The sequence below is a fragment of the Nocardioides sp. Soil805 genome, from assembly GCF_001429625.1.
Lineage (GTDB): Bacteria > Actinomycetota > Actinomycetes > Propionibacteriales > Nocardioidaceae > Nocardioides.
The window spans coordinates 357,988-379,411 of record NZ_LMSU01000002.1 but is presented as its reverse complement, the minus strand read 5'-3'; the positions used below and the strand labels follow the sequence as shown (position 1 = coordinate 379,411).

21 protein-coding genes are annotated in these 21,424 nt (G+C 72.7%); 14 read left to right on the top strand and 7 right to left on the bottom strand.

Features of this window, described 5'->3' with window-relative positions:
- Positions 1-28 precede the first annotated feature (28 nt).
- Positions 29-793 (bottom strand): amino acid ABC transporter ATP-binding protein, encoded by a 765-nt coding sequence (locus ASG94_RS12260; protein ID WP_327152780.1) that lies wholly within the window; start codon positions 791-793, stop codon positions 29-31.
- 103 nt (positions 794-896) lie between these two features.
- Here ASG94_RS12260 and ASG94_RS12255 point away from each other — a divergent pair, with 103 nt between their 5' ends.
- Genes ASG94_RS12255 through ASG94_RS12245 form a run of 3 tightly spaced genes read left to right on the top strand, consistent with a single transcriptional unit; the run spans position 897 to position 4,404 of the window.
- Positions 897-2,066 (top strand): ROK family transcriptional regulator, encoded by a 1,170-nt coding sequence (locus ASG94_RS12255; protein ID WP_162260811.1) that lies wholly within the window; start codon positions 897-899, stop codon positions 2,064-2,066.
- Complete coding sequence (locus tag ASG94_RS12250) at positions 2,063-3,586, top strand: M81 family metallopeptidase (RefSeq protein ID WP_082624153.1); 1,524 nt, start codon at positions 2,063-2,065, stop codon at positions 3,584-3,586. The genes ASG94_RS12255 and ASG94_RS12250 overlap by 4 nt, the downstream gene beginning before the upstream one ends.
- Complete coding sequence (locus ASG94_RS12245; RefSeq protein WP_200958108.1) at positions 3,583-4,404, top strand: NAD-dependent epimerase/dehydratase family protein; 822 nt, start codon at positions 3,583-3,585, stop codon at positions 4,402-4,404. Before ASG94_RS12250 ends, ASG94_RS12245 begins: the two co-directional genes overlap by 4 nt.
- Here ASG94_RS12245 and ASG94_RS12240 read toward each other — a convergent pair.
- Together ASG94_RS12240 and ASG94_RS12235 are read right to left on the bottom strand one after the other, a co-directional pair.
- Positions 4,386-4,709 carry a DUF1905 domain-containing protein gene (locus tag ASG94_RS12240; RefSeq protein WP_056927251.1) on the bottom strand — a complete coding sequence of 108 codons (324 nt, stop codon included), beginning with the start codon at positions 4,707-4,709 and terminating at the stop codon, positions 4,386-4,388. The genes ASG94_RS12245 and ASG94_RS12240 overlap by 19 nt on opposite strands.
- Before the next feature lie 81 nt (positions 4,710-4,790).
- On the bottom strand, positions 4,791-6,554 hold the full coding sequence (locus ASG94_RS12235) for a sensor histidine kinase (protein ID WP_056926738.1): 1,764 nt from the start codon (positions 6,552-6,554) through the stop codon (positions 4,791-4,793).
- A 178-nt stretch (positions 6,555-6,732) separates the two neighbouring features.
- Between ASG94_RS12235 and ASG94_RS12230 the strand changes: the two genes are divergently transcribed.
- Complete coding sequence (locus ASG94_RS12230) at positions 6,733-7,872, top strand: CDP-glycerol glycerophosphotransferase family protein (RefSeq protein ID WP_056926737.1); 1,140 nt, start codon at positions 6,733-6,735, stop codon at positions 7,870-7,872.
- A 79-nt stretch (positions 7,873-7,951) separates the two neighbouring features.
- Entirely contained in the window at positions 7,952-8,338 is a 387-nt protein-coding gene (locus ASG94_RS12225; protein WP_156411564.1) for a hypothetical protein, read from the top strand.
- Between the two features lie 6 nt (positions 8,339-8,344).
- On the opposite strand, the gene ASG94_RS12220 is transcribed toward ASG94_RS12225, so the two are convergent.
- Complete coding sequence (locus ASG94_RS12220) at positions 8,345-9,256, bottom strand: LysR family transcriptional regulator (protein ID WP_056926735.1); 912 nt, start codon at positions 9,254-9,256, stop codon at positions 8,345-8,347.
- 117 nt (positions 9,257-9,373) lie between these two features.
- Here ASG94_RS12220 and ASG94_RS12215 point away from each other — a divergent pair, with 117 nt between their 5' ends.
- Genes ASG94_RS12215 through ASG94_RS12195 form a run of 5 tightly spaced genes read left to right on the top strand, consistent with a single transcriptional unit; the run spans position 9,374 to position 14,175 of the window.
- Positions 9,374-10,372, top strand: coding sequence for a Bug family tripartite tricarboxylate transporter substrate binding protein (locus ASG94_RS12215; protein ID WP_056926734.1), 999 nt, complete (start codon positions 9,374-9,376; stop codon positions 10,370-10,372).
- 46 nt (positions 10,373-10,418) lie between these two features.
- Positions 10,419-10,958 carry a tripartite tricarboxylate transporter TctB family protein gene (locus ASG94_RS12210; RefSeq protein WP_235537254.1) on the top strand — a complete coding sequence of 180 codons (540 nt, stop codon included), beginning with the start codon at positions 10,419-10,421 and terminating at the stop codon, positions 10,956-10,958.
- An 18-nt stretch (positions 10,959-10,976) separates the two neighbouring features.
- The gene (locus ASG94_RS12205; protein ID WP_056926733.1) at positions 10,977-12,524 is read left to right on the top strand and encodes a tripartite tricarboxylate transporter permease; all 1,548 of its coding nucleotides are present in this window, start codon (positions 10,977-10,979) and stop codon (positions 12,522-12,524) included.
- Positions 12,521-12,916: a universal stress protein gene (locus ASG94_RS12200; protein WP_056926732.1), complete on the top strand. Its 396-nt coding sequence runs from the start codon at positions 12,521-12,523 to the stop codon at positions 12,914-12,916. The genes ASG94_RS12205 and ASG94_RS12200 overlap by 4 nt, the downstream gene beginning before the upstream one ends.
- The gene (locus ASG94_RS12195; protein WP_056926731.1) at positions 12,913-14,175 is read left to right on the top strand and encodes a glucarate dehydratase family protein; all 1,263 of its coding nucleotides are present in this window, start codon (positions 12,913-12,915) and stop codon (positions 14,173-14,175) included. The genes ASG94_RS12200 and ASG94_RS12195 overlap by 4 nt, the downstream gene beginning before the upstream one ends.
- 396 nt (positions 14,176-14,571) lie before the next feature.
- On the opposite strand, the gene ASG94_RS12190 is transcribed toward ASG94_RS12195, so the two are convergent.
- Together ASG94_RS12190 and ASG94_RS12185 are read right to left on the bottom strand one after the other, a co-directional pair.
- Positions 14,572-15,246: a FadR/GntR family transcriptional regulator gene (locus tag ASG94_RS12190; protein ID WP_056926730.1), complete on the bottom strand. Its 675-nt coding sequence runs from the start codon at positions 15,244-15,246 to the stop codon at positions 14,572-14,574.
- Positions 15,247-15,254: 8 nt separating this feature from the next.
- Positions 15,255-16,373 (bottom strand): L-talarate/galactarate dehydratase, encoded by a 1,119-nt coding sequence (locus tag ASG94_RS12185; protein WP_056926729.1) that lies wholly within the window; start codon positions 16,371-16,373, stop codon positions 15,255-15,257.
- 74 nt (positions 16,374-16,447) lie between these two features.
- Between ASG94_RS12185 and ASG94_RS12180 the strand changes: the two genes are divergently transcribed.
- Positions 16,448-17,689 (top strand): alpha-hydroxy acid oxidase, encoded by a 1,242-nt coding sequence (locus ASG94_RS12180; protein WP_056926728.1) that lies wholly within the window; start codon positions 16,448-16,450, stop codon positions 17,687-17,689.
- A gap of 2 nt (positions 17,690-17,691) precedes the next feature.
- Here the strand turns inward: ASG94_RS12180 and ASG94_RS12175 are convergent, their stop codons facing one another.
- Positions 17,692-18,612, bottom strand: coding sequence for a 2-hydroxyacid dehydrogenase (locus tag ASG94_RS12175; protein ID WP_056926727.1), 921 nt, complete (start codon positions 18,610-18,612; stop codon positions 17,692-17,694).
- A gap of 103 nt (positions 18,613-18,715) precedes the next feature.
- Here ASG94_RS12175 and ASG94_RS12170 point away from each other — a divergent pair, with 103 nt between their 5' ends.
- From ASG94_RS12170 to ASG94_RS12160, 3 genes are read left to right on the top strand one after another with little or no spacing between them, the layout of a single operon-like run.
- On the top strand, positions 18,716-19,021 hold the full coding sequence (locus tag ASG94_RS12170; RefSeq protein ID WP_156411563.1) for a hypothetical protein: 306 nt from the start codon (positions 18,716-18,718) through the stop codon (positions 19,019-19,021).
- A gap of 25 nt (positions 19,022-19,046) precedes the next feature.
- Positions 19,047-19,958, top strand: a complete 912-nt coding sequence (locus ASG94_RS12165) for an AEC family transporter (RefSeq protein WP_056926725.1) — start codon at positions 19,047-19,049, stop codon at positions 19,956-19,958.
- Positions 19,959-19,988: 30 nt separating this feature from the next.
- Positions 19,989-21,410 (top strand): FAD-binding oxidoreductase, encoded by a 1,422-nt coding sequence (locus ASG94_RS12160; RefSeq protein WP_056926724.1) that lies wholly within the window; start codon positions 19,989-19,991, stop codon positions 21,408-21,410.
- The last annotated feature ends 14 nt before the right edge of the window (positions 21,411-21,424 follow it).

Sequence of the window (21,424 nt, the reverse complement as noted above, 5' to 3'; positions counted from 1 at the left end):
GGTCTTTCCTTTCGACGTGCTGCTGGGATCAGTGGGTCATCACCGAGGCGAGGAACGCGCGGGCGCGCTCCGAGCGGGCGTCGGTGAAGAAGGTGTCGGGCGCGGACTCCTCGACGATCCGGCCCTGGTCCATGAAGACGACGCGGTCGGCGGCACGGCGGGCGAAGCCCATCTCGTGGGTGACCACGACCATCGTCATGCCGTCGCGCGCGAGGTTGGTCATGACGTCGAGGACCTCGTTGATCATCTCGGGGTCGAGCGCGGAGGTCGGCTCGTCGAAGAGCATCACCGTCGGCTGCATCGCGAGCGCACGGGCGATGGCCACGCGCTGCTGCTGCCCGCCGGAGAGCTGGGCCGGGCGGCGGTCCGCCTTGTCGGCGAGGCCGACCCGGTCGAGGAGAGCCATCGCGCGCTCGCGGGCCGCGGCCTTCCGCTCCCGGCGGACCATCGTCGGGGCGAGCACGACGTTGTCGAGCACCGAGAGGTGCGAGAAGAGGTTGAAGGACTGGAAGACCATCCCGACGTCGGCGCGGACCCGGGCCAGCGGACGGCCCTCGACGGGGAGCAGGACGCCGTCGATCGTGATCGTGCCGGAGTCGATCGTCTCGAGCCCGTTGATCGTGCGGCACAGGGTCGACTTGCCGGAGCCGGACGGCCCCACCACGACCACGACCTCGCGCGCCGCGACCCGCAGGTTGATGTCGCGCAGCACGTGCAGGTCGCCGAAGTGCTTGTCGACGTGCGCGAGGTCGAGCACAGGAGCAGAGCTCGGGTCGGACATCTGGAGTGACATCGGGGTGCCTCCTGCCGCGTCGGGGGTTGGCGTGGCGCCGAACGTAACGCAGGATGATCTCTACGAGAACAGAGATTCAATCTACGATTTTGGAGTAACTGTCGTGACCACTCCGCATGCCCAGGTGCTCGACCTGGTCCGTGGCGGGACCGCGAGCTCGCGTGCCGACGTCGCCCGGCTCCTGTCCATGTCCGCCTCCACCGCCTCGGCTCGGGTCGACGCCCTGGTCCGCCGCGGACTGCTCGTGGAGCACTCCGACAGCACCGCCCGCGCCGGCCGGCGACCCCGCGTGCTGAGGCTGCGGCCGGGGCTGGGCTCGGTGGCCGCCGTGGACCTGCGCCACGCGGTCGCACACCTGACCGTCGCGGACCTGTCGGGCGAGGTCCTGGGCTCCGACCGGCTCCCCGTCTCCCTTGACGAGGGCCCGCGGGTCGTACTGGGAGCCGTCGCCGACGCGGTGCTCGCGCTGGCCTCGAGGTCGGTGACCGCGCCGGACGAGCCGTCGCAGGAGCGCTCCGGGCTGCAGGCCGTCTGCGTCGGCGTACCGGGTCCGGTCGGCCCGGCGCTCGACCGGGTGGTCGCGCCGGCGCGGATGCCCGGGTGGAACGGCGTCGACGTGGCAGCGCTCGGCCAGGAGCTCTTCGGCGTACCGACGCTCGTGGAGAACGACGTCAACCTGCTCGCGGTGGGCGACCACCTGCAGCGCCCTGGCGCGGACCACCGCGTGGTGGTCACCGTCGACACCGGCATCGGGTGCGGCGTCGTCGTCGACGGACGCCTGCACCGCGGCGCGTCGGGCATGGCGGGCGACGTCAGCCACACCACGGTCGTGGGGGCACCCCGGGTGCCCTGCTCCTGCGGTCGTACGGCGTGCCTCGACGTCATCGCCAGCGGCTCGGCGCTGCTGTCCGCCCTCGGTGAGGCGGGCGTGCCGACCGCCTCGATGGACGAGCTGATCCGCGCCGTGCACGACGGTCACCCGCTCGCGACCGGCCTGGTCCGCGAGGCGGGCGAGCGCATCGGCGACGTCCTGAGCACCGTCATCAGCTTCTTCAACCCGGCCGAGCTGGTGCTCGCCGGGCCGGTGAGCTCGCTGCCGCCCTTCGTCGCGGCCCTGCGCTCCCGCGTCTACGCGTCCTGCCTGCCGGCCACGACCGCCTCCCTCGCGATCACCCGGCTCGCGGACGGCGGGGAGGCCACGCGGGCGGGCGCGATCCGCCTCGCCGCCGACCACGCCTTCGCCGCCGGTCCGCTCGCCGCGAGGGTCCGATGAGCGCCCCGTCGGCATCGAGGCCGCCGCGCATCGCCGTGTGCGGCATCAGCCTGGAGGCCTCGACCTTCTCCCCCGCGCTCACCACGACCGAGATGCTGGCGCCGCGGCGCGCGACGGAGGTGCTCGAGGCGTGGGAGTTCTGGCGACCGGGAGGGTCGCTGGCCGACCGCGCAGAGTGGATCGGCGTCCTGCAGGCCCGCGGCATCGCGGGCGGACCGATCCCCCTCGCCGACTACCGCGCCCTCAAGGACGAGATCCTCACCGGGCTCGCGCGGGCGGGCGAGGCGGAGCCGCTGGACGGCGTCGTGCTCGACCTGCACGGAGCCGCCAGCGTGGTCGGCATGCAGGACATGGAGGGTGACCTCGCCCTGGCCGTGCGCGCGGTCGTCGGTCCCGACGTCCTCATCAGCACGGGCATGGACCTGCACGGCAACGTGTCGCGCACCCTGGCCGAGACGCTCGACCTGCTGACGACCTACCGCACCGCGCCCCACATCGACTGGGTCGAGACCAAGGAGCGCGCGGCCACCCACCTCGTCGAGAGGCTGGCGCTGCCGCCGGAGCGGCGCCGTCCGTCCAAGGCGTGGGTCCCGGTGCCGATCCTGCTCCCGGGCGAGATGACGAGCACCCGCGAGGAGCCGGCCCGGAGCCTGTACGCGCGTGTCCCCGAGATCGAAGCGATGGACGGCGTGCTGGACGCAGGCATCTGGATCGGCTACCCGTGGGCCGACGAGCCGCGCAACATGGCGGTGGTGATGGTGACCGGCGACGACGCCCCGCTCGTGCTGGCCCAGGCGCGCGACCTGGCCGGCGAGGTGTGGCGGCGGCGCGAGGAGTTTGGCTTCGTCGCCCCGGTCGGGAGCTTCGACGAGGTGCTCGCCACGGCGCTGGCGAGCCCCGTGACGCCGTACTTCATCTCCGACTCCGGCGACAACCCGACCGCCGGCGGTGCCGGCGACGTCACCTGGACCCTGGCCCGGCTGCTCGCCGACCCCGGGCTGCGCGAGAGCGGCCGGCGAGTCGTCTACGCCTCGATCCCCGACGCCGAGGCCGCCGACGCCGCGGCCTCGGCCGGCGTCGGGGCGAGGGTCACGGTGACCGCGGGCGCCCGGGTGGACGACCGCCACGCGCCGCCCGTCACCCTGACCGGCACGGTGACGGCGGCCGTGGAGACGCCGGGCAACCTGGAGGTGGTCGTCGCGACCGCGGACGTCGACGTCATCGTGACGCGCGTGCGGCGGCCCTACCACCTCGAGTCGGACTTCACCCGGCTCGGCCTCGACCCGCGCCGGGCCGACGTGGTCGTCGTCAAGATCGGTTACCTCGAGCCCGAGCTGTTCGAGATGGCCGCGGACTGGCGGATGGCCCTCACGCCGGGTGGCGTCGACCAGGACCTCGCGCGCCTCGGGCACCGGCAGGTGCGCCGGCCGATGTTCCCCTTCGACCGCGACGAGGTCGACGTGGCCGCCGGTGCCGTGCTGTTCGCCCCCGACCGGTCCGGGCGTACCGTGCCGACGTGACCTCGGACGTGCTGCTCGTCGGCTGCGGAGACCTCGGATCGGCGGTCGGGCTGCGCCTGGCGGAGCGCGGCCACGACGTCCTCGCGCTGCGGCGCAACGCCGACCGGGTGCCGGCGCCCTTGCGCGGACTCTCGGTCGACCTGACCGCGGGGCCGCCCGTCCTCGAGGACCTCGCGGCACGGTTCCTGGTCGTCGCGCTCACTGCCCGGCCGCGGACCGAGGAGGCCTACCGGGCGACGTACGTCGAGGGCATGCGGCGCGCGCTCGACGCCCTCGCCGCGACGGGGACGGTGCCCGAGCGGGCCGTGCTCGTCTCGTCCACCGCCGTGCACGGCAGCCGGGACCGGCCGCCGCTGGACAACGAGACGACGCCCGTGCGTCCCGCCGACGGACCGGGGCGGATGCTGGTGGAGGCGGAGGAGGTCTTCCTCGAGCAGGTGCCTGGTGGAACGGTGCTGCGGCTGTCGGGGCTCTACGGCGGGAGCAGCACCCGGCTGCTCGACATGGTCCGCGAGGGGCGCGTCACCGACCCGCACCGCTGGACCAACCGGATCCACCGGGAGGACGCGGCGGACGCGGTGGTGCACCTGCTGACCCGACCCGAGGCCCCCGACCGGCTCTACCTCGGCACGGACGACGAGCCCGCCCAGCTGGGAGACGTGGCGGCGTACCTCGCCGGCCTCCTCGGCGCACCGCGACCGCCCGCCGCCGACCCGGACCAGGGGCAAGGCAAGCGGCTCTCCAACGCTCGGCTGCGCGCGACCGGGTGGGTCCCCTCCCGGCCGAGCTATCGCGAGGGCTACGCCGGGGCGCGCTGACCGGGGTCCTGCTCCGGCGAGAGCCGGACCCGACAGCTCGCGCCCGCCGGCAGCCCCTCCGCGACGCGGACCGCCTTCTTCAACGGCAGGACGTAGCTGCCGGCCTTCGAGTCGGGGAACAGCGACGTGCGCCACGTCGTGCTCCCGATCGTCACGACCACCCGGACGCTGCCGAACCCCCTCGGCGGGCCGGCCTCGGCGGCGATGTCGTCCGACACGTCGCCGGGGACCGTGAGGAAGTGCCACGACCCGGGGCCGTCCGGGGAGTGCTCCCACACCGTTGCCTCGAACGTGTGCTCCGCCATGACGTCATCGTGGCACCGCACACCGACACGGCGGCGACCTCCGGTCGCAACGTCGTGGGCGACGTGCGAGACGGCCCCGGGTCAGGCCGCGGGCAGCGTGACCGTCATGGTCGTGCCGTCGCCCAGCGCGGAGTCGACGGCGATGCGCCCCCCGTGGCGTCGCACGATGCGCTCGACGATCACGAGCCCGAGCCCGCTGCCGGGGCGGGAGAGGGCCTCGGGGTTGTGTGAGCGGAAGAACTCGCGGAACAGCTCGCCCTGGTCCTCCTCGGAGATGCCGAGGCCGTGGTCGACGACGTCGAGGGCCACGTGCTCGTCGTCGACGGCGAGGCCGATGGTGACCGTGCCGCCGTCCTCGGAGTACTTGAGCGCGTTGCTGAGCAGGTTGGCGATCATCCGGTGCAGCTCCTCCGGACACCCGGCCACGACGACCGGGGCGTCCGGCAGCGCCGTCGTGATCGTGATCGATCGACTGGTTGCCGCGTGGGCGCACTCGTCCTCGACGCCCCGTACGACCACCCGCAGGTCGACGGGCTCCGGGTCGAAGGCGGCGTCCGGGTCCGACACGCGGGCCATCGTCAGGAGGTCGTCGATGACGCCCTCGATGCGGCGGGCACCACGGATCGCGGACTCCACCGAGCGGCGTCCGTGGTCGCTGAGGCCCTCGTCCTCGAGCAGCTCGAGGTTGCCCACCACCGACGTGAGGGGGTTGCGCAGCTCGTGGGCCACCGTGTTGACGAGCTCGACGCGGTAGCCGTCGAGGTCGCGCAGCCGATTGACCAGCGCGCGCTCGGTGTCGAGCTGGCGCGCGTTGGCGACGGCGCGACCGAGGTCGCGGCCGATGTCGAGGGCGGCCTGACGCTGCATGTCGGTCCACGGCCGGCTGTCGGAGCTGCGCGCGAGCGCCAGGAAGCCGAGACACTCGACCCCGGCGCCGAGCGGGACGAACAGCACCGAGCGGATGTGGATCTGGTCGAGGAAGTCCAGCAGGCGGGCGGCCTCAACGGCGCTCATGCCCGGGTGGTCCGTGCGCCCGACGGAGAAGTCCGCGACGTACTGCTCGGCCCAGTAGAGGTTGGCGAGCCGGACCAGCAGCTCGTCGAGCTCGTCGAGCACCGGCTGCGGGAGGCCGTCCTCGGCGAACCACGTGCTCGACGTACCGCCGTCGGTGTGGAAGGCGGACAGCCACATGCCGGAGGCGTCGAAGGACGACACGACCGCCCCGCGGCAGGCAGCGATGACGAGGTCGAGCGAGGGCTCCCCCATGGCCCGGCGCACCATCTGGCGCGCCTCGGTCGCCATCCGCACGCGCTCGGCGAGCTCCTCGCGCTCGAGGGCGAGCAGGACCGAGCTGCGGGCCACGCCGGCGTACTTGGCCAGCACCTCGCGCTGGAGCGGACCGGGGCGGAGACCGTCGGTGGGGGCGTCGACGGTGAGCAGGCCGCGCAGCGTGCCGTCGTCGTCGTACAGGGGCGCCGCCAGCAGGTCGAGGGGGTGCCAGCCGTCGGGACCGTCCACCGGCTCGATGTCCGGGACGTGGCTGTAGGCGAGCACCTCGTCGCCCACCCGGTCGTGGGGCACGAACCGCAGGTCGCCCCAGACGTCCGCCTCGGCCAGCTCCTTCTCCAGCACCTCGACGGGGAGCCAGGTGCCGTGCAGGTCGGCGAGCTCGGGACCCGAGGTCGCCACGACCACGAGGGCGTCGCCGCGGCGCACGCTGATCGCCGACTGCGCGAAGCCGGCCAGCGCGGCCGCCCCCTCGGCGAGCACCCGGAGGGACGCACGGGTCGGGGCGTCGGACCAGGACTGCGCGGCGTCGACGACGCGCTCCCGAGACTGCGCCACACCTGCCCCCATCCTGGTGTCGGTCTCCCGACCGCCCACTCGTCGACCCCCCAGCATAGTGACGCGTCACACGTCGCGCGCCGGAACCTGTCAAGCCGACCATGACAGCGCGGTGGGGGCCTCGTCACGGGCGGTCGAAACGGCCACCGGCGCTGGCCACGGTGCCTAGGATCTGTACGTGAACGACGTCCATGTCCTCGCGTACTACGCGGACGACCCCACCCGCAGCTACCAGCTGGTCCAGTGGCTGGAGGTCCTCGAGACCCTGCACGCCCACCACCCGGTGGGGATCGTGGTCCGCGACGTCGACGTCGCCGCCCTGATGGCCGAGCGCACGAGGCTCCCCCTCTTCACCGCGCCGACCTTCCCGGAGCTGACGGCGCTGTACGACGAGCTCGACGCCAAGGTCGCGCTCTACTGCAACAACTCGATGCTCAACTTCCAGTCGCTCATCGACGGTCGGATGCTGCACGCGCACATCAACCACGGCGAGAGCGACAAGCAGTCGATGGCGAGCAACAACGCCAAGGCCTACGACCGGGTCTTCGTGGCCGGCGAGGCAGCGGTGCAGCGCCACGTCGAGGGGCTGCTCGAGTTCGACACCCGTCGCCTCGTGCGCATCGGCCGGCCCCAGCTCGACCTGCGCCCGGCGTCGCTGCTGGCGCCGACCACGCGTCGTACCGTCCTCTACGCGCCCACCTGGGAGGGCGACGCCGACTACAACGACTACACGTCGCTGGACACCATCGGCACCCGCGTCGTGGACGCGATCCTGGCGGTCCCCGACGTGCGCCTCGTCTACAAGCCGCACCCCAAGATCACGACCAGCCTCACCCCGTCCGTGCAGGAGGCCCACCTCGCGATCCTGCAGGCGGTGGCGGCCGCCGTGGAGCGCGAGCCCGACGCCGGCCACGCCTGCGTCCTGCGCGGCGACATCCTCGCGGTCATGCCCGACTGCGACGCGATGGTCACCGATGTGTCCTCGGTGGGCCTCGACTGGCTCTACCTCCGCACCGAGGCGCCCCTGCTCATCACCGACCGGCACCGGGACACGGACCGCTTCCGCCTGGAGGTGCCGGTCAGCCGCTGCGCCGACGTCGTCGACGAGTCGAACGTCGCCGGCCTCACGGAGCTCATCGGCTCACGGCTCGACCACGACGAGCACCACCTGGCCCGGCTGGCGATGCGGCACTTCTACTTCGACGACATCGCCGTCGGCGAGAGCACCACCCGTTTCGTCGACGCGGTCACCGAGCTCGTCACCCTGCGCGACCGGTTGCTGAGCCACCGGCTGCACGGTGACGCGATCACCGCCTGACCTGCTGCCCTCCCCCGTTGTGGGGAAACGCGCCTCCAGTGGGACCGGTGGGGTCCTGCTGGGCGCCAGCATCGGCACCGTGACCACCCCCGCGACCCCGCTGCCCATCGACGTGTCGGTCGCGCCGGCCGTCCGCGGGACGTGGCTGCGTGGCGGGTGGCCGCCGCTGCTGGCTGCCCTGACGTGCGCCGCGGCCTACCTCGTGTTCCTCGCCCTGCCCTACCGCGTCGAGGCCCTGGCCGCCCACCCGATGGTCCACCGCGGTGGTCAGGTGACCTTCCTGGTCGGGCCGGCCGTCGCGCTCGGCACCCTGGCGTGGTCGGCGGTCCGCACCCGGCAGGGCATCGCCGCGCTGGACGTGCGGCGGGCCGCCCCCGCGCTCGTGGGCACGGCCGTCTCGGTCGGGATCCTCGCCTGGCTGTTCTCGCCGTCCGGCAGGGCGCTGATGACTTGGTTCCTCGGCTGAGGAGCGCTACTCCGCGACCTGGGTGACCACGTCGAGCACGCGGCGTACGACGGGGGTGACGGCCTCGCTCGACCACACGGCGTACAGCTCGACGGGACGCTCGGGATCGGCGTCGAGCTGGGTGTCGCCACCACCGTGGGCCAGGTCCTTGAAGACGATGCCCTCGACCTGGAGCGAGGTCGCCGAGGCCGGGGCGAGGGCGAGGCCCCGGTCGGCGGCGACGAGCAGCATCGCGGTGAGCACCTGGTGCACGCGCTGCTCGATGCGCGGGTGCGCGTTGGCGAGGAAGCGCACCGAGAGCTCGTGGAAGTAGCGCGACTGCTGGGGGTGGTAGCCGATCACGGCCTGGCCCTCGAAGTCGTGCGGCGTCAGCGGGCGGTCGAGCGCGGCCAGCGGGTGGTCGGCCGGCACGACGGCCATCAGCGGCTCGCGCAGAACGACCTTCGACGACAGCAGCGAGGTGTCGAACGGCGGGCGCGCGAGGCCGATGTCGAGCTCGCCGCGACGGATGCCGTCCACCTGGGCGAGGGTCACGCGTTCGGAGAGCAGCACCTCCACGTCGGGCAGGGCGACGGTCAACCGGCGCAGCAGCGGGCCGAGGATGGAGATCGCGGAGACGGCGGTGAAGCCGAGGCGTACGACGCCCGCGACGCCCGCGTCGACGCGGCGGGCCAGATCGCCGGCGCCCTCCACCAGGTTGAGCAGCCGGTAGGCCTCGTCGAGGAAGGCCGCGCCCGCCCCGGTGAGCTCGACGCGGCGGTTGTCGCGCTCGAGCAGCTGGACGCCCACCGCCTTCTCCAGCTTCTGGATCTGGCGCGACAGCGGGGGCTGGGTCATCTGCAGCCGCTCGGCGGCGCGGCCGAAGTGCAGCTCCTCGGCGACCGCCACGAAGGAGCGCACCTGGTCGAGGGTGATCACCCCGTCAGGGTAGTCCACGATGCGCCGCGCATATCATTCCATGCCGAATCGGGCTTGGACGGGCATCGACGCGCGTCTCTAGTGTCGGCGGTCACACCACATTCCAAGGAGCACAGCATGCGCAAGCACCTCAGCCTCGGAGCGGTCGCCACCGTCGCCGTCGTCGCCCTCACCGCCTGCGGCGGCGTCCAGAACACCGCGGGTGGCGGCAGCGACAGCGGCGAGTACCCGTCGGGCGCGGTCGAGATGCCGGTCGGCGCCTCGGCCGGCGGCTCCTCCGACCTCATCAGCCGCCAGATCTCGCAGGGCCTCGCCGACGAGCTCGGCGGCTCCTTCCCGGTCATCAACCGCGAGGGCGCCAACGGTGCGCTGGCCGCGGCCGAGGTGGCCAAGGCCGAGCCCGACGGCTCCACGATCTCGGTCCAGAACGCGTCGCTGTTCGCCATCACCCCGCTGGCCGTCAGCGAGGACGAGGTCACCAGCATCGACGACTTCGAGGTCGTCCAGGGCGTTTCGCGTGACGACTACGTGCTCGTCGCCAGCAAGGGCAGCGGCTTCGCCTCCGTCGACGACCTCGCCGGCGCCACGAAGAAGGTCACCTACGGCACCACCGGCGTCGGCACCGGCGCGCAGCTCGCCTGCGCGCTGACCTTCAACGTCAACGACACCCCCGCCGAGGCGATCCCCTTCGACGGCGGCGCCCCCGCGCTCACCGCCCTGCTCGGCAACCAGGTCGACACCGCCTGCCTGCAGGTCGGCGAGGCCATCGAGAACATCGAGGCCGGCAAGATCGTGCCGCTCAGCGTCTTCGGTCCCGAGCGCGTCGAGTTCCTCCCCGACGTGCCCACGGCGCAGGAGCAGGGCCTCGACGTCGAGGTCGCGCAGTACCGTTTCATGACCGTCCCCAAGGGCACGCCGCAGGACGTCCAGGACGCCATCGCGGAGGCCATGCAGGCGACGTTCGAGACCGATGAGTACAAGGCCTTCAACGAGCAGAACAACCTCACGCCCATGGAGATCACGGGTGACGAGGTGGTCGCGCAGCTCGAGGAGGACAAGCAGCGGTACGCCGACCTGGTCGAGGAGTACGGCATCGACCTCGGCGACGCCAGCTGACCGAAGGCTCCACCCGCCGCACCCGGACCGACGAGACGAGATGACCATGAGCGAGCGCGAGACGCGGACGGCCGACGAGCCGGACATCCTGGCCGAGCTCCAGGCGGAGGTCGCCCGTGACCTCGCCGAGGAGCGACCGCCCGCCGGCGGCCCGGCGTACCAGGTCGTCTCGGCGCTCGTGGTCCTCGTCCTCGGACTGGGGGCGGCGTACCTCTCCTACGGCTACGGGCTCGGGTCGCTGCGGCGGCCCGGCCCGGGGCTGTGGCCCTTCGCGGTGTCCCTGCTCATCGTGGTGCTCGCCGTGATGCTGCTCGTGGTCGGGCGCACCCTGGACGACGCGGAGAAGTTCACCCGGGCCAGCCTGCTGGTCCTGGCCGGAGGCGCGACCTTCGTGGTCTTCGCCCTCCTGCTGCCCACGATCGGCTTCGAGGTCCCCGCGCTCCTGCTCGGCATCGTCTGGCTGCGGTTCCTCGGCGGCGAGACCTGGCGCAGCACGATCGTCATCTCCATCGCCACGACGGCGGCGTTCTACCTGCTGTTCCTGTACGGCCTGAAGATCCCGCTGCCCCACCTGCTCGCCTTCTGATCGAGAGAGGAGACCCCGATGGACTGGAACGCCTTCCTCGACGGCTTCGTGGTCGTGACGCAACCGACCAACCTGCTCTACTGCCTCATCGGCGTCATGATCGGCATGCTCATCGGCGTGCTGCCGGGCCTCGGCCCCGCCGCCACGATGGCCATCCTGCTGCCGATCGCCTACAACGCCAACGACCCCGTCTCGGCGATCATCATGCTCGCCGGCATCTACTACGGGGCGCAGTACGGCGGCACGATCACCTCGGTGCTGCTCCGCATCCCCGGCGAGGCCAGCTCGGTGGTGACCGTCTTCGACGGCTTCGCGCTCGCCAAGCAGGGCAAGGCCGGCACCGCGCTGGGCATCGCCGCGATCGGCTCCTTCTTCGGGGCCACGGTGTCGATCATCGGGCTGACGCTGCTCGGCCCGATCGTCGCGAGCTACGCCCTCGACTTCGGCCCGCCGGAGTACGCCGCCCTGGCCCTGCTCGGCGTGCTCCTCGTCGCCACGGTGGGCAACGGCAACACGATCAAGGCACTGGTCGCGGCCTCGGTCGGGCTGCTGCTCGCCACCGTCGGCAGCGACAGCTTCACCAGCGCCAACCGCTTCACCTTCGACAGCCTCCAGCTCCAGAGCGGCATCGACTTCGTCGTCGTCGCGATGGGCCTCTTCGGGGTCGGCGAGATCCTCTACAACCTCGAGGAACGCCACGGCAAGCCGCACGTGCCGGCCGCGATCGCCAACATCTGGCCCTCGCGCAAGGACCTCAGGCAGGCCTCCCCCGCGATCGGTCGCGGCTCGTTCATCGGCTTCTTCCTGGGCGTGCTGCCGGGCGGCGGTGCCGTGATGGCCTCCCTGGCGGCGTACGCCGCGGAGAAGCGCGTCGCCAAGGACCCCTCCCGCTTCGGGCGCGGTGCCATCGAGGGCGTCGCCGGTCCGGAGTCGGCCAACAACGCCGCCGCCACCTCCTCCTTCATCCCGCTGCTCACCATCGGCATCCCGGCCAACGCGTCGATGGCGATGCTGTTCGCGGCCCTGCTCGTCGTCGGCGTCACGCCCGGTCCGCAGCTCATCGAGGAGCGTCCGGACCTGTTCTGGGGCGTCATCAACTCGATGTACATCGGCAACCTGATCCTGCTGGTGCTGAGCATCCCGCTGGTCGGGATCTTCGTGAAGATCCTGCGGGTGCGTCCGGCGATCCTGGCCCCCATCACCGCCCTCATCACGATCCTGGGCGTCTACACGATCAACAACTCGGTCTTCGACATCTTCGTGATGATCGCCTTCGGCATCATCGGCTACCTCATGAAGAAGACCGGCTTCGAGCCCGGCCCCATGGTCCTGGCCTTCGTGCTCGGGTCGCTGATGGAGTCGAGCTTCCGCCGCTCCATGCTCATCTTCGACGGCGACCCGTCGGGCTTCGTCACCCGGCCGATCTCCGGGGCGATCATCGCCTTCATCGTGCTGGTGATCGCGCTGCCGCTGGTCAAGATGGCGTTCCGCCGACGCACCCCCGTGACCCCCACCTCCGAGCCCATCGGCTCGGACGACTCCGACCAGGAAGCAGGCGTGCGATGACCGTCCTCATCGGCTACGTGCCCACCCCCGTCGGCGAGGCGGCCCTCGAGGCCGGCCTCGTGGAGGCGGCCGCCCACGGCGACGACGCCGTCATCCTCAACAGCCCGCGGCGGGGCAGCACCGTCGACGCCAACCTGGTCGGCCCCGAGGCCGAGGCCCGCCTCGTCGCCGCGGCCGCCGAGCGCGGCGTCACCGCGTCGGTCGACCACGCCGAGCACGGCGCGGACATCGTCGACGCCTTCTCGACCGCGATCGAGCGCACCGGCGCCCGGCTGGTCGTGATCGGACTGCGCCGGCGCTCCCCGGTCGGCAAGCTGGTCATGGGCAGCGACGCGCAGCGCCTGCTGCTCGAGCTCGACGCGCCGGTGCTGGCCGTCAAGCCCGCCCGATGACCTCGCGGATCTCCCGGGTCGTCGTCACGCCGGTCGCCTTCGCCGACCCGCCGCTGCTCAACGTCGTCGGCGTCCACCAGCCGTGGGCGCTGCGCGCGATCGTCGAGGTGCACACCGACTCCGGCCTGGTCGGGCTCGGGGAGACGTACGCCGACGAGGCGCACCTCGCGCGGCTGTCCGCCGTGGCCTCCGCCCTGCCCGGCCTGGACCCGTTCGACCTCGCCGGCGTGCGGCGTACCGTCGTCGACGTCCTCGGCAGGGAGACCGGCGGAGCCGGCGCCTCCTTCGGCGGGATGCTCGACGTGTCGTCCGCCGTCGAGACCGTCCACTCCCCCTTCGAGGTCGCCTGCATCGACCTCCAGGGGCACGAGACCGGGCGGCCGGTGAGCGAGGTCCTCGGGGGCCGGGTGCGCGATCGGGTGCCGTTCAGCGGCTACCTCTTCTACAAGTGGGCCGGCCACCCCGGCCTGCCCGACGACGAGTGGGGCGAGGCGCTGACGCCCGCGCAGCTCGTCGAGCAGGCGCACCGGATGGTCGACGGGTGGGGCTTCGGCTCGCTCAAGCTCAAGGGCGGCGTGCTGCCGCCGTCGGAGGAGTGCGAGGCGATCGAGGCCCTGCGCGATGCCTTCCCCGACCTGCCCCTGCGGCTCGACCCCAACGGGGCCTGGACCGTCGACACCTCGGTCGCCGTCGCCTCGCGGCTCGAGGGCGTCGTGGAGTACCTCGAGGACCCGACCCCCGGCATCGACGGGATGGCGGCCGTCTCCGCGCGCACCGACGTGCCGCTCGCGACCAACATGTGCGTCATCGCCATGGAGCACCTGCCACCCGCGATCGCCTCCGACGCGGTGCAGATCGTGCTGTCCGACCACCACCTGTGGGGCGGGCTGCGCCGCTCGCAGCAGCTGGCGGGGATCGCGGAGACGTGGGGCCTGGGGCTGTCGATGCACAGCAACTCCCACCTCGGCGTCTCGCTCGCCGCGATGACCCACCTGGCCGCGGCGACGCCGACGCTGACCTACGCGTGCGACACGCACTACCCGTGGAAGACCCAGGACCTGATCAAGCCCGGGGTGCTGTCCTTCTCGTCCGGCTCCGTGACCGTCCCGACCGGTCCGGGCCTCGGTGTCGAGCTCGACCGGGACATGCTCGGGCTGCTGCACGAGCAGTACCTCTCCTGCGGCGTACGCCGTCGCGAGGACACCGTCTACATGCGCTCCATCGAGCCGGACTTCACGCCCAACACCGCCCGCTGGTGACGCGAGCGGGCGAGAGGGCACTTCCTGGCACCTGGATCACGCCGAGCGGGCACTTCCTGACACGTAGGCGGTGCCGAGCGGGCACTTCCTGACACCTGGAGAGTGCCGACCGGGCACTTCCTGGCGTCTGGATCACGCCGAGCGGGCACTTCCTGGCAGATCGACCGAGCCCGCGCGTGGGGAACCGGACCGGCCCCGCGGCACCGTCGTACGCCGATCTCGTTCCCCGGCGCCACGGGCCGCCCACGAATTGTCACGAAGCGCCCGGTCGACGGGTCTGACACGTCAGGAAGTGCCCGGTCGGCAGGTCTGACGCGCCAGGAAGTGCCCGGTCGGCGGGTCTGACGCGTCACGAAGTGCCCGGTCGGCGGGTCTGACGCGCCAGGAAGTGCCCTCTCAGCGGGTGAGGCGGCGGCGGGTGTTGCCGAGGTGCAGCCGCATGGCGGCCCGCGCGGTGTCGGGGTCGCCGGCCAGGACGGCGGCGGCGATGTTGTCGTGCTCCCGCTGGACGCGCTCGACGTGGGTGGCGTCGGTCATCGTGTACTCGTCGCCGAGGCGGGTGCGCGGGAGCATGATCATCATCGGGCCGAGCGAGTCGAGCAGGTCGACGTAGAAGCGGTTGTCAGTCGCCGCCGCGATCGCCCGGTGGAAGGCGAAGTCCGCCTCGACGGCCCCCTCGTGACCGGCCGCCGTGAACGACTCGTGGGCCGCGGTGATCGAGGCGCCCGCCGCGGGCGTGACCCGCGACGCCGCGAGCCCGGCGGCCTCGGTCTCGACCCCGATCCGGAAGTCGACCATCGCCAGCACGTCGTGGTGGCTGCGGATCGCCGAGGTCTCGAGCGTGAACGACGACGGCTCGGGCACCGCGAGCACGAAGGACCCGCGACCCTGGAATGTCTCGACCAGGCCCTCCGCCTGGAGGCGGGACACCGCCTCCCGCACGACGGTGCGGGAGACGGCGTACTCGTCGATCAGCTCGGCCTCGGAGGGGAGCTTGGCGCCGGGCGCGAGCTCGCCGCGCAGGATCTTGTCCTTGAGCCCCGCGACGACGTGCTGCGGCCGGGTCTTCATGGGCGGCATCATGCCCCGAAGGTCACCGTGTCCTCCGTGTGGGCGCGCATCTGCTCCGACAGCGTGAAGCCGAGGCCCGGGCGCTGCGGGACGAAGATCTGCCCGTCGCGGATCTCGACGGACTCGTCGAACAGCGGGTCGAGCCACTCGAAGTGCTCGACCCACGGGTCGGTGGGGTACGCCGCGGCGAGGTGCAGGTGGATCTCCATCGCGTAGTGGGGCGCGAGCGCCAGGCCCCGGTGGGCCGCGATCGTGGCGAACTTCAGGAACGGCGTGATCCCGCCGATCCGCGGCGCGTCGGGCTGGACGATGCCGCGGTAGCCCGCATCGAGCAGCGCCATGTGCTCGGCGACCGACGTGAGCATCTCGCCCGTGGCGATCGGGGTGTCGAACTCGTGGGAGAGGTCGGCGTGGCCGACGGCGTCCCACGCGTCGAGGGGCTCCTCGATCCAGATCAGGTCGTGCTGCTCGAGCTCGCGGCACATCCGGCGGGCGCGGGCCCGGTCCCACTGCTGGTTGGCGTCGACCATGAACGGCCCGTCGCCGAGGTGCGCGCGCATCGCCGCGACCCGCTCGAGGTCGAGGCGCCAGTCGGGCTGGCCGACCTTGATCTTGATGCCGGCGATGCCCGCCTCCAGCGAGGCCGACGCCTTCTCCTTCATCTCCTCCAGCGACGCCTGGAGGAAGCCGCCGGAGGTGTTGTAGACGCGGCAGGAGTCGCGGTGCGCGCCGAGCAGCTTGGCCAGCGGCAGGTCGGCGCGGCGGGCCTTGAGGTCCCACAGCGCGACGTCGAGGGCGGCGACCGCCTGGGTCGCGACGCCGGAGCGACCGACGGACGCGCCGGCCCACATCAGCGACTCGTAGATCTTGGCGATGTCGCTCGGGTCCTGGCCGATCGCGACCTCCGCGACCTCCTTGAGGTGGGCGAACTGCGCCTTGCCGCCCGCGCGCTTGGAGTAGGAGAACCCCATGCCGGTGAGGCCCTGCTCGGTGGTGACCTCGACGAAGAGCAGCACCGTCTCGGTGAGCGGCTTCTGCTTGCCGGTGAGCACCTTGGCGTCGCTCACCGGGTTGGCGATCGGCAGGACGACGTGGGACAGCTTCAGGCTGCGGATGGAGTCGGACATCGGGGTTCCTTCACGGTGGACCAACTTGTATGATGAGTTGAGAACTTATCCGATGAGTGAGGGGCTGTCCAGAGATGACGACCGTCAGGCAGGTCCCGCGGTGGGCCGACGTGGCCCCGTTCCTCGTCACCCGCCCGTGGTCGCGGGACCCCGTCGTACGCCGTCTCGCCCGCTGCGTGTGCGTCGACGACCTGGCCCGCGAGGCCCGGCGCCGGGTGCCGCGCGCGGTCATGGACTACGTCGAGACCGGCGCCGAGACCGAGCGCACGATGCGCCGCAACCGGAGGGCGTACGACGCGCTCGAGCTGCGGCCGTCGACCTTCGCGACGGTGGGTGACCCCGACACCTCGACGACGATCCTGGGGCGAGCGGCCGCCGCACCGATCGTGCTGGCACCGACCGGCTACACCCGGCTCTCGCACCACTCCGGCGAGTGCGCCGTCGCTGCCTCGGCGCAGGCCCACGGGCTGCCCTACACGCTGTCGACCTACGCCACGACCTCGATCCCGGACGTCGCCGCGGCCGCGCCGGACGGGCGGAACTGGTTCCAGCTCTACCTGATGAAGGACCGCGACATCAGCCTCGAGCACGTCGCCCAGGCACGGCGCAGCGGCTACGAGGCGCTGGTGCTGACCGTCGACACAGCCCTGTCCGGCGCGAAGTGGCAGGACCGGCGCAACGGCTTCTCGATCCCGCCGGCGCTGACGTTGCGGACCTTCGCCGACCTGGCCCGCCGCCCGCGCTGGGTGGGCGACATCCTCACGACGGAGCCGCTGCGGTTCGCGACGTTCCCGGCAGACTCGCACTACGCCCGCTGGGGGATGTCCAACACGCTGCGCGAGCAGGCGCTTCGACCGGCGGACGTCACGTGGCTCAAGGAGCAGTGGCAGGGTCCGGTGGTGGTCAAGGGCGTGCTGTCGGTGGCGGACGCGGTGGCGGCCGTCGACGCGGGCGCCGACGCGGTGGTGCTGTCCAACCACGGCGGGCGCCAGCTCGACCGGACCCCGGTGCCCCTCGACCTGCTCCCCCACGTCGTCGACGCGGTCGGCCACCGTGCCGAGGTGATGGTCGACTCCGGCATCCGCACCGGCTCGGACGTCGCGGCCGCGGTGGCCCTCGGCGCCAGCGCGGTGATGGTCGGGCGGGCCTACCTCTACGGACTCATGGTCGGCGGGCGACGCGGCGTCGACACCGCCCTGGGCTTCCTCACCGACGAGCTCGCGCACACCATGGCGCTGCTCGGCGCGCCGACCGTCGCGGACCTGCACCCCGGCCACGTGGCCCTCCGGGGCCCGGGCACGGGGGCCGCGCCGTGAGCTCAGTCGACCGGCGTGACCAGCTCGCCGCGCTCCAGGAACGCCGCCACGTTGTCGAGCACCAGCCGGGCCATCGCCTCGCGGGTCTGCGCGGTCGCGCTGCCGACGTGCGGGAGCAGGACGACGTCCTCGCGCTCCAGCAGCTCGGCGGGCACGTGCGGCTCGTCGGCGAAGACGTCGAGCCCGGCGCCGGCGATCCGCCTGGCCTCGAGCGCGGCGACGAGCTCCTTCTCGTCCACGACCGAGCCGCGGGCGACGTTGACGAGGTAGCCCTCGGGACCGAGCGCGTCGAGCACCTCGGCGTCCACCAGGTGCTCGGTGCCGGCGCCTCCGGGGGTCAGCACGACGAGCACGTCGCTCGCCCCCGCCAGGGCGACGGGGCTGTCGTGGTAGGCCCACGCCACGTCCTTGGGGCTGCGCGAGTGGTAGGCGATGGTGGCCCCGAAGACCTCCAGCCGCTCGGCCACCGCGTGGCCGATCCGGCCCAGGCCGAGGATGCCGACCGTCGACCCGCGCACGTCGCGGGTCAGCGGGAAGCGGCCGCCTGCCGCCCACTCGCCACGGCGCAGCCAGCGCTCGGCGGCGCTGACCTGGCGCATCACGTCGAGGACCAGCGCCACCGAGAGGTCGGCCACCGCGTCGGTCAGCACGTCGGGGGTGTTGGAGACGACGATCCCGCGCCGGGTGGCCTCCTCCACGTCGACGTTGTCGTAGCCGACCCCGAAGTTGGCCACGGCCCTCAGGTCGGGCAGCGCGTCCATCTCGGCCGCGCCGACGAGCGTGCCGCCGCCGGCCACGGCGACCTCGAGCCCCGCGGTGTCGCTGCCGACGTCGGCGAGCGACGGGGCGTCGTACGCATCGATGAGCGCCTCCTCCAGGAAGGGCATCAGGGGGCCGACACGGACGACTCGGGACTGGGTCATCCGGCCATCCTTCCCGGGCGCCGACGCGCGCGTCCATTGCCCCCTCGGCATGGCGCCATGTCGGTCCGGACAGTGTCGGTCCGGACCGTGTTGGATGGTCGCCGTGACCGTCACCGAGACCGCCCGCCGCGGGATGAACCCCGTCGTGAAGGTGGTCCTGCTGCTGTGGGTGGGGTGCGCCGTGGTCTCGCTGCTGACCTTCGTGTTCGCGCTCAACTCCGACGCGCAGATCGAGCGCGCGCTGGAGGCGAGGTACGACGCGGACATCTCCTTCGAGCGGCACGACCGGAAGCGGGTGCTCCTCATCGACGGCGAGGACCGCAGCTGCAAGGTCGCGGGGCACCTGTTCTCCCTGGACGACGTCAGCATCCGCTGCTTCGTCCCGGACGAGCCCCCGGCCCTGCGCTGACGCAGACCCGCGGTCAGGAGCACCCGTGGACCTCCTGATCGGCTTCGTCACGATCCTGGTGGTCATCGGGTGCGGGGCGGCCCTGGCCCACACGGGCGTCCTCGACGCGCGCTCCCAGCGGACGCTCGGTGAGATCGCGTTCTTCGTCGCCTCGCCGGCGCTGATGATCGTGGTGATCAGCGAGGTCGAGATCGGCGGCGCCGTCGCCAACCTCGCCGCGTCGGCCGCCTCGCTGGCCACCTGCTTCCTGCTGTACGCCGCGTGGGCGCGGTGGCGGCGCGGGCTCGACGCCGGCTCGGTGCTGATCGGCTCGCTGGCGTCGTCGTACGTCAACGCCGGCAACCTGGGCATCGCCGTCGCGGCCTTCGTGGTCGGGGACACGACCGTCGTCGTGCCGACCCTGCTGGTGCAGATGCTGCTCGTGCAGCCGGCCGCGCTGGTCGTCCTCGACCGGCTGACCGGCCGCGGCTCCGGGAGCCTGGCCATCGTCCGGCGGCTCACCACCAACCCGCTCACCGTCGCGGCCCTGCTCGGCCTGGTGCTCGCGCTCACCGGGTGGGAGCTGCCGCGGATCGTGATGTCCCCCATCGAGCTGCTGGCCGGGCTCGCGATCCCGGCGATGCTGCTGTCGTACGGCGCGGCGCTGCGGCTCAGCCCGTGGCCGGGGCGTGCCGGTCACAACGGCGAGGTGCTGGTCGCGACCGCGCTCAAGCTCGGGGTGATGCCGGTCGTGGCGTGGACCGTCGGCACCACGCTCGGCCTCGAGGGCCGGGTGCTGCTCGGGGTCGTCATCACCGCGGCGCTGCCGACGGCGCAGAACATCTTCCTGCACGCCACCCGCTACCGCACCGGCGAGGACGTGGCCCGCGAGACCATCCTGGTGACGACCCTCGCCTCGCTGCCCGTCGCCCTGCTCATCGCCGTCCTGCTGGGCTGACCCGCCCTCCGAACCCGGGAGAATCTCCTCATGACCGACCTCCTCGCCGCCCTGCGCTCCGTGGTGGGTGACGCCCACGTGCTGACCGACCCGGCCGACCTGGCGGCGTACGACACCGACTGGCGCGGTGCCTACAGCGGACGACCGCTGGCCGTCGTACGCCCCGGCAGCACCGCCGAGGTCTCCGCGGTCCTGCACCTCACTCACGAGGCGGGGGTGGCGGTCGTCCCGCAGGGCGGCAACACCGGGATGAGCGGGGGCGCGGTCCCCGACGACTCGGGCTCGCAGGTCGTGCTGTCGCTGGGGAGGATGCGGGCGGTGCGCGACGTCGACGCGGCGGGCGGGACGATCACGGTCGAGGCCGGCTGCGCGCTGGCCGACGTGCACGAGGCGGCCGCGGCGGTCGACCGGCTCTTCCCGCTGACCCTCGGCTCGCAGGGAAGCTGCACCATCGGCGGCAACATCTCCACCAACGCCGGCGGCACCGCGGTGCTGCGCTACGGGATGATGCGCAGCCAGGTGCTCGGGCTCGAGGTGGTGCTGCCCGACGGGCGGGTGTGGGACGGGCTGCGGTCGCTGCGCAAGGACAACACCGGCTACGACCTCAAGCAGCTCTTCATCGGCGCGGAGGGCACGCTCGGCGTGGTGACCGCCGCGGTGCTGGCGCTGCAGCCGGCCACCCCGTCGCGGGCGACCGCGTGGGTCGCGCTGCGCGACGTCGCGGCCGCCGCGGAGCTGCTCGGCGTGCTGCGCGACCACGGGGGCGACCGGCTCACGACGTGGGAGCTGGTGTCGCGACCCGCGCGCGACCTCGTCGTGGCGGCCGGGCTCACGGACCCGCTGGCCACCGCGTCGGAGTGGTACGGCCTGGTGGAGCTCGCCGGTCCGGCCGGCGCCGACGTCGACAGCGCGCTGGAGGCCGCACTGGGCGAGGCGGTCGGGTCGGGGCTGGTCCTCGACGCGGCGCTCGCCGGCTCCCCCGCCCAGCGGGCCAACCTGTGGGCGCTGCGCGAGCGGGTGTCGGAGGCCCAGGAGGTCCACGGCCCGACGGTCAAGCACGACGTGTCGGTGCCGATCACCGGGCTCGCCGACTTCGTCGCGCGGACCGGTCCTGCCGTGGAGGCACACCTGCCCGGGACCCGGCTGTTCGTCTACGGCCACGTGGGCGACGGCAACCTGCACTACAACCTCTCGCGGCCCGTGGAGCTGTCGCCCGAGGAGTTCCTGGCCCACGCCGACGCGCTCTCGGAGGTCGTCAACGCGTCCGTCGCGGAGTCGGTCGGGAGCATCAGCGCCGAGCACGGCCTCGGGCGGTCCAAGGCGGCCGCCGCGGCGGCGTACAAGAGCGATGTCGAGGTCTCGTTGATGCGGGCGGTCAAGGACGCGATCGACCCCGCCGGGCTGATGAACCCCGGTGCCGTGCTGCCGCTGCCGCCCGTCCTGCTGGGGTAGTCGCTGGGGATCCA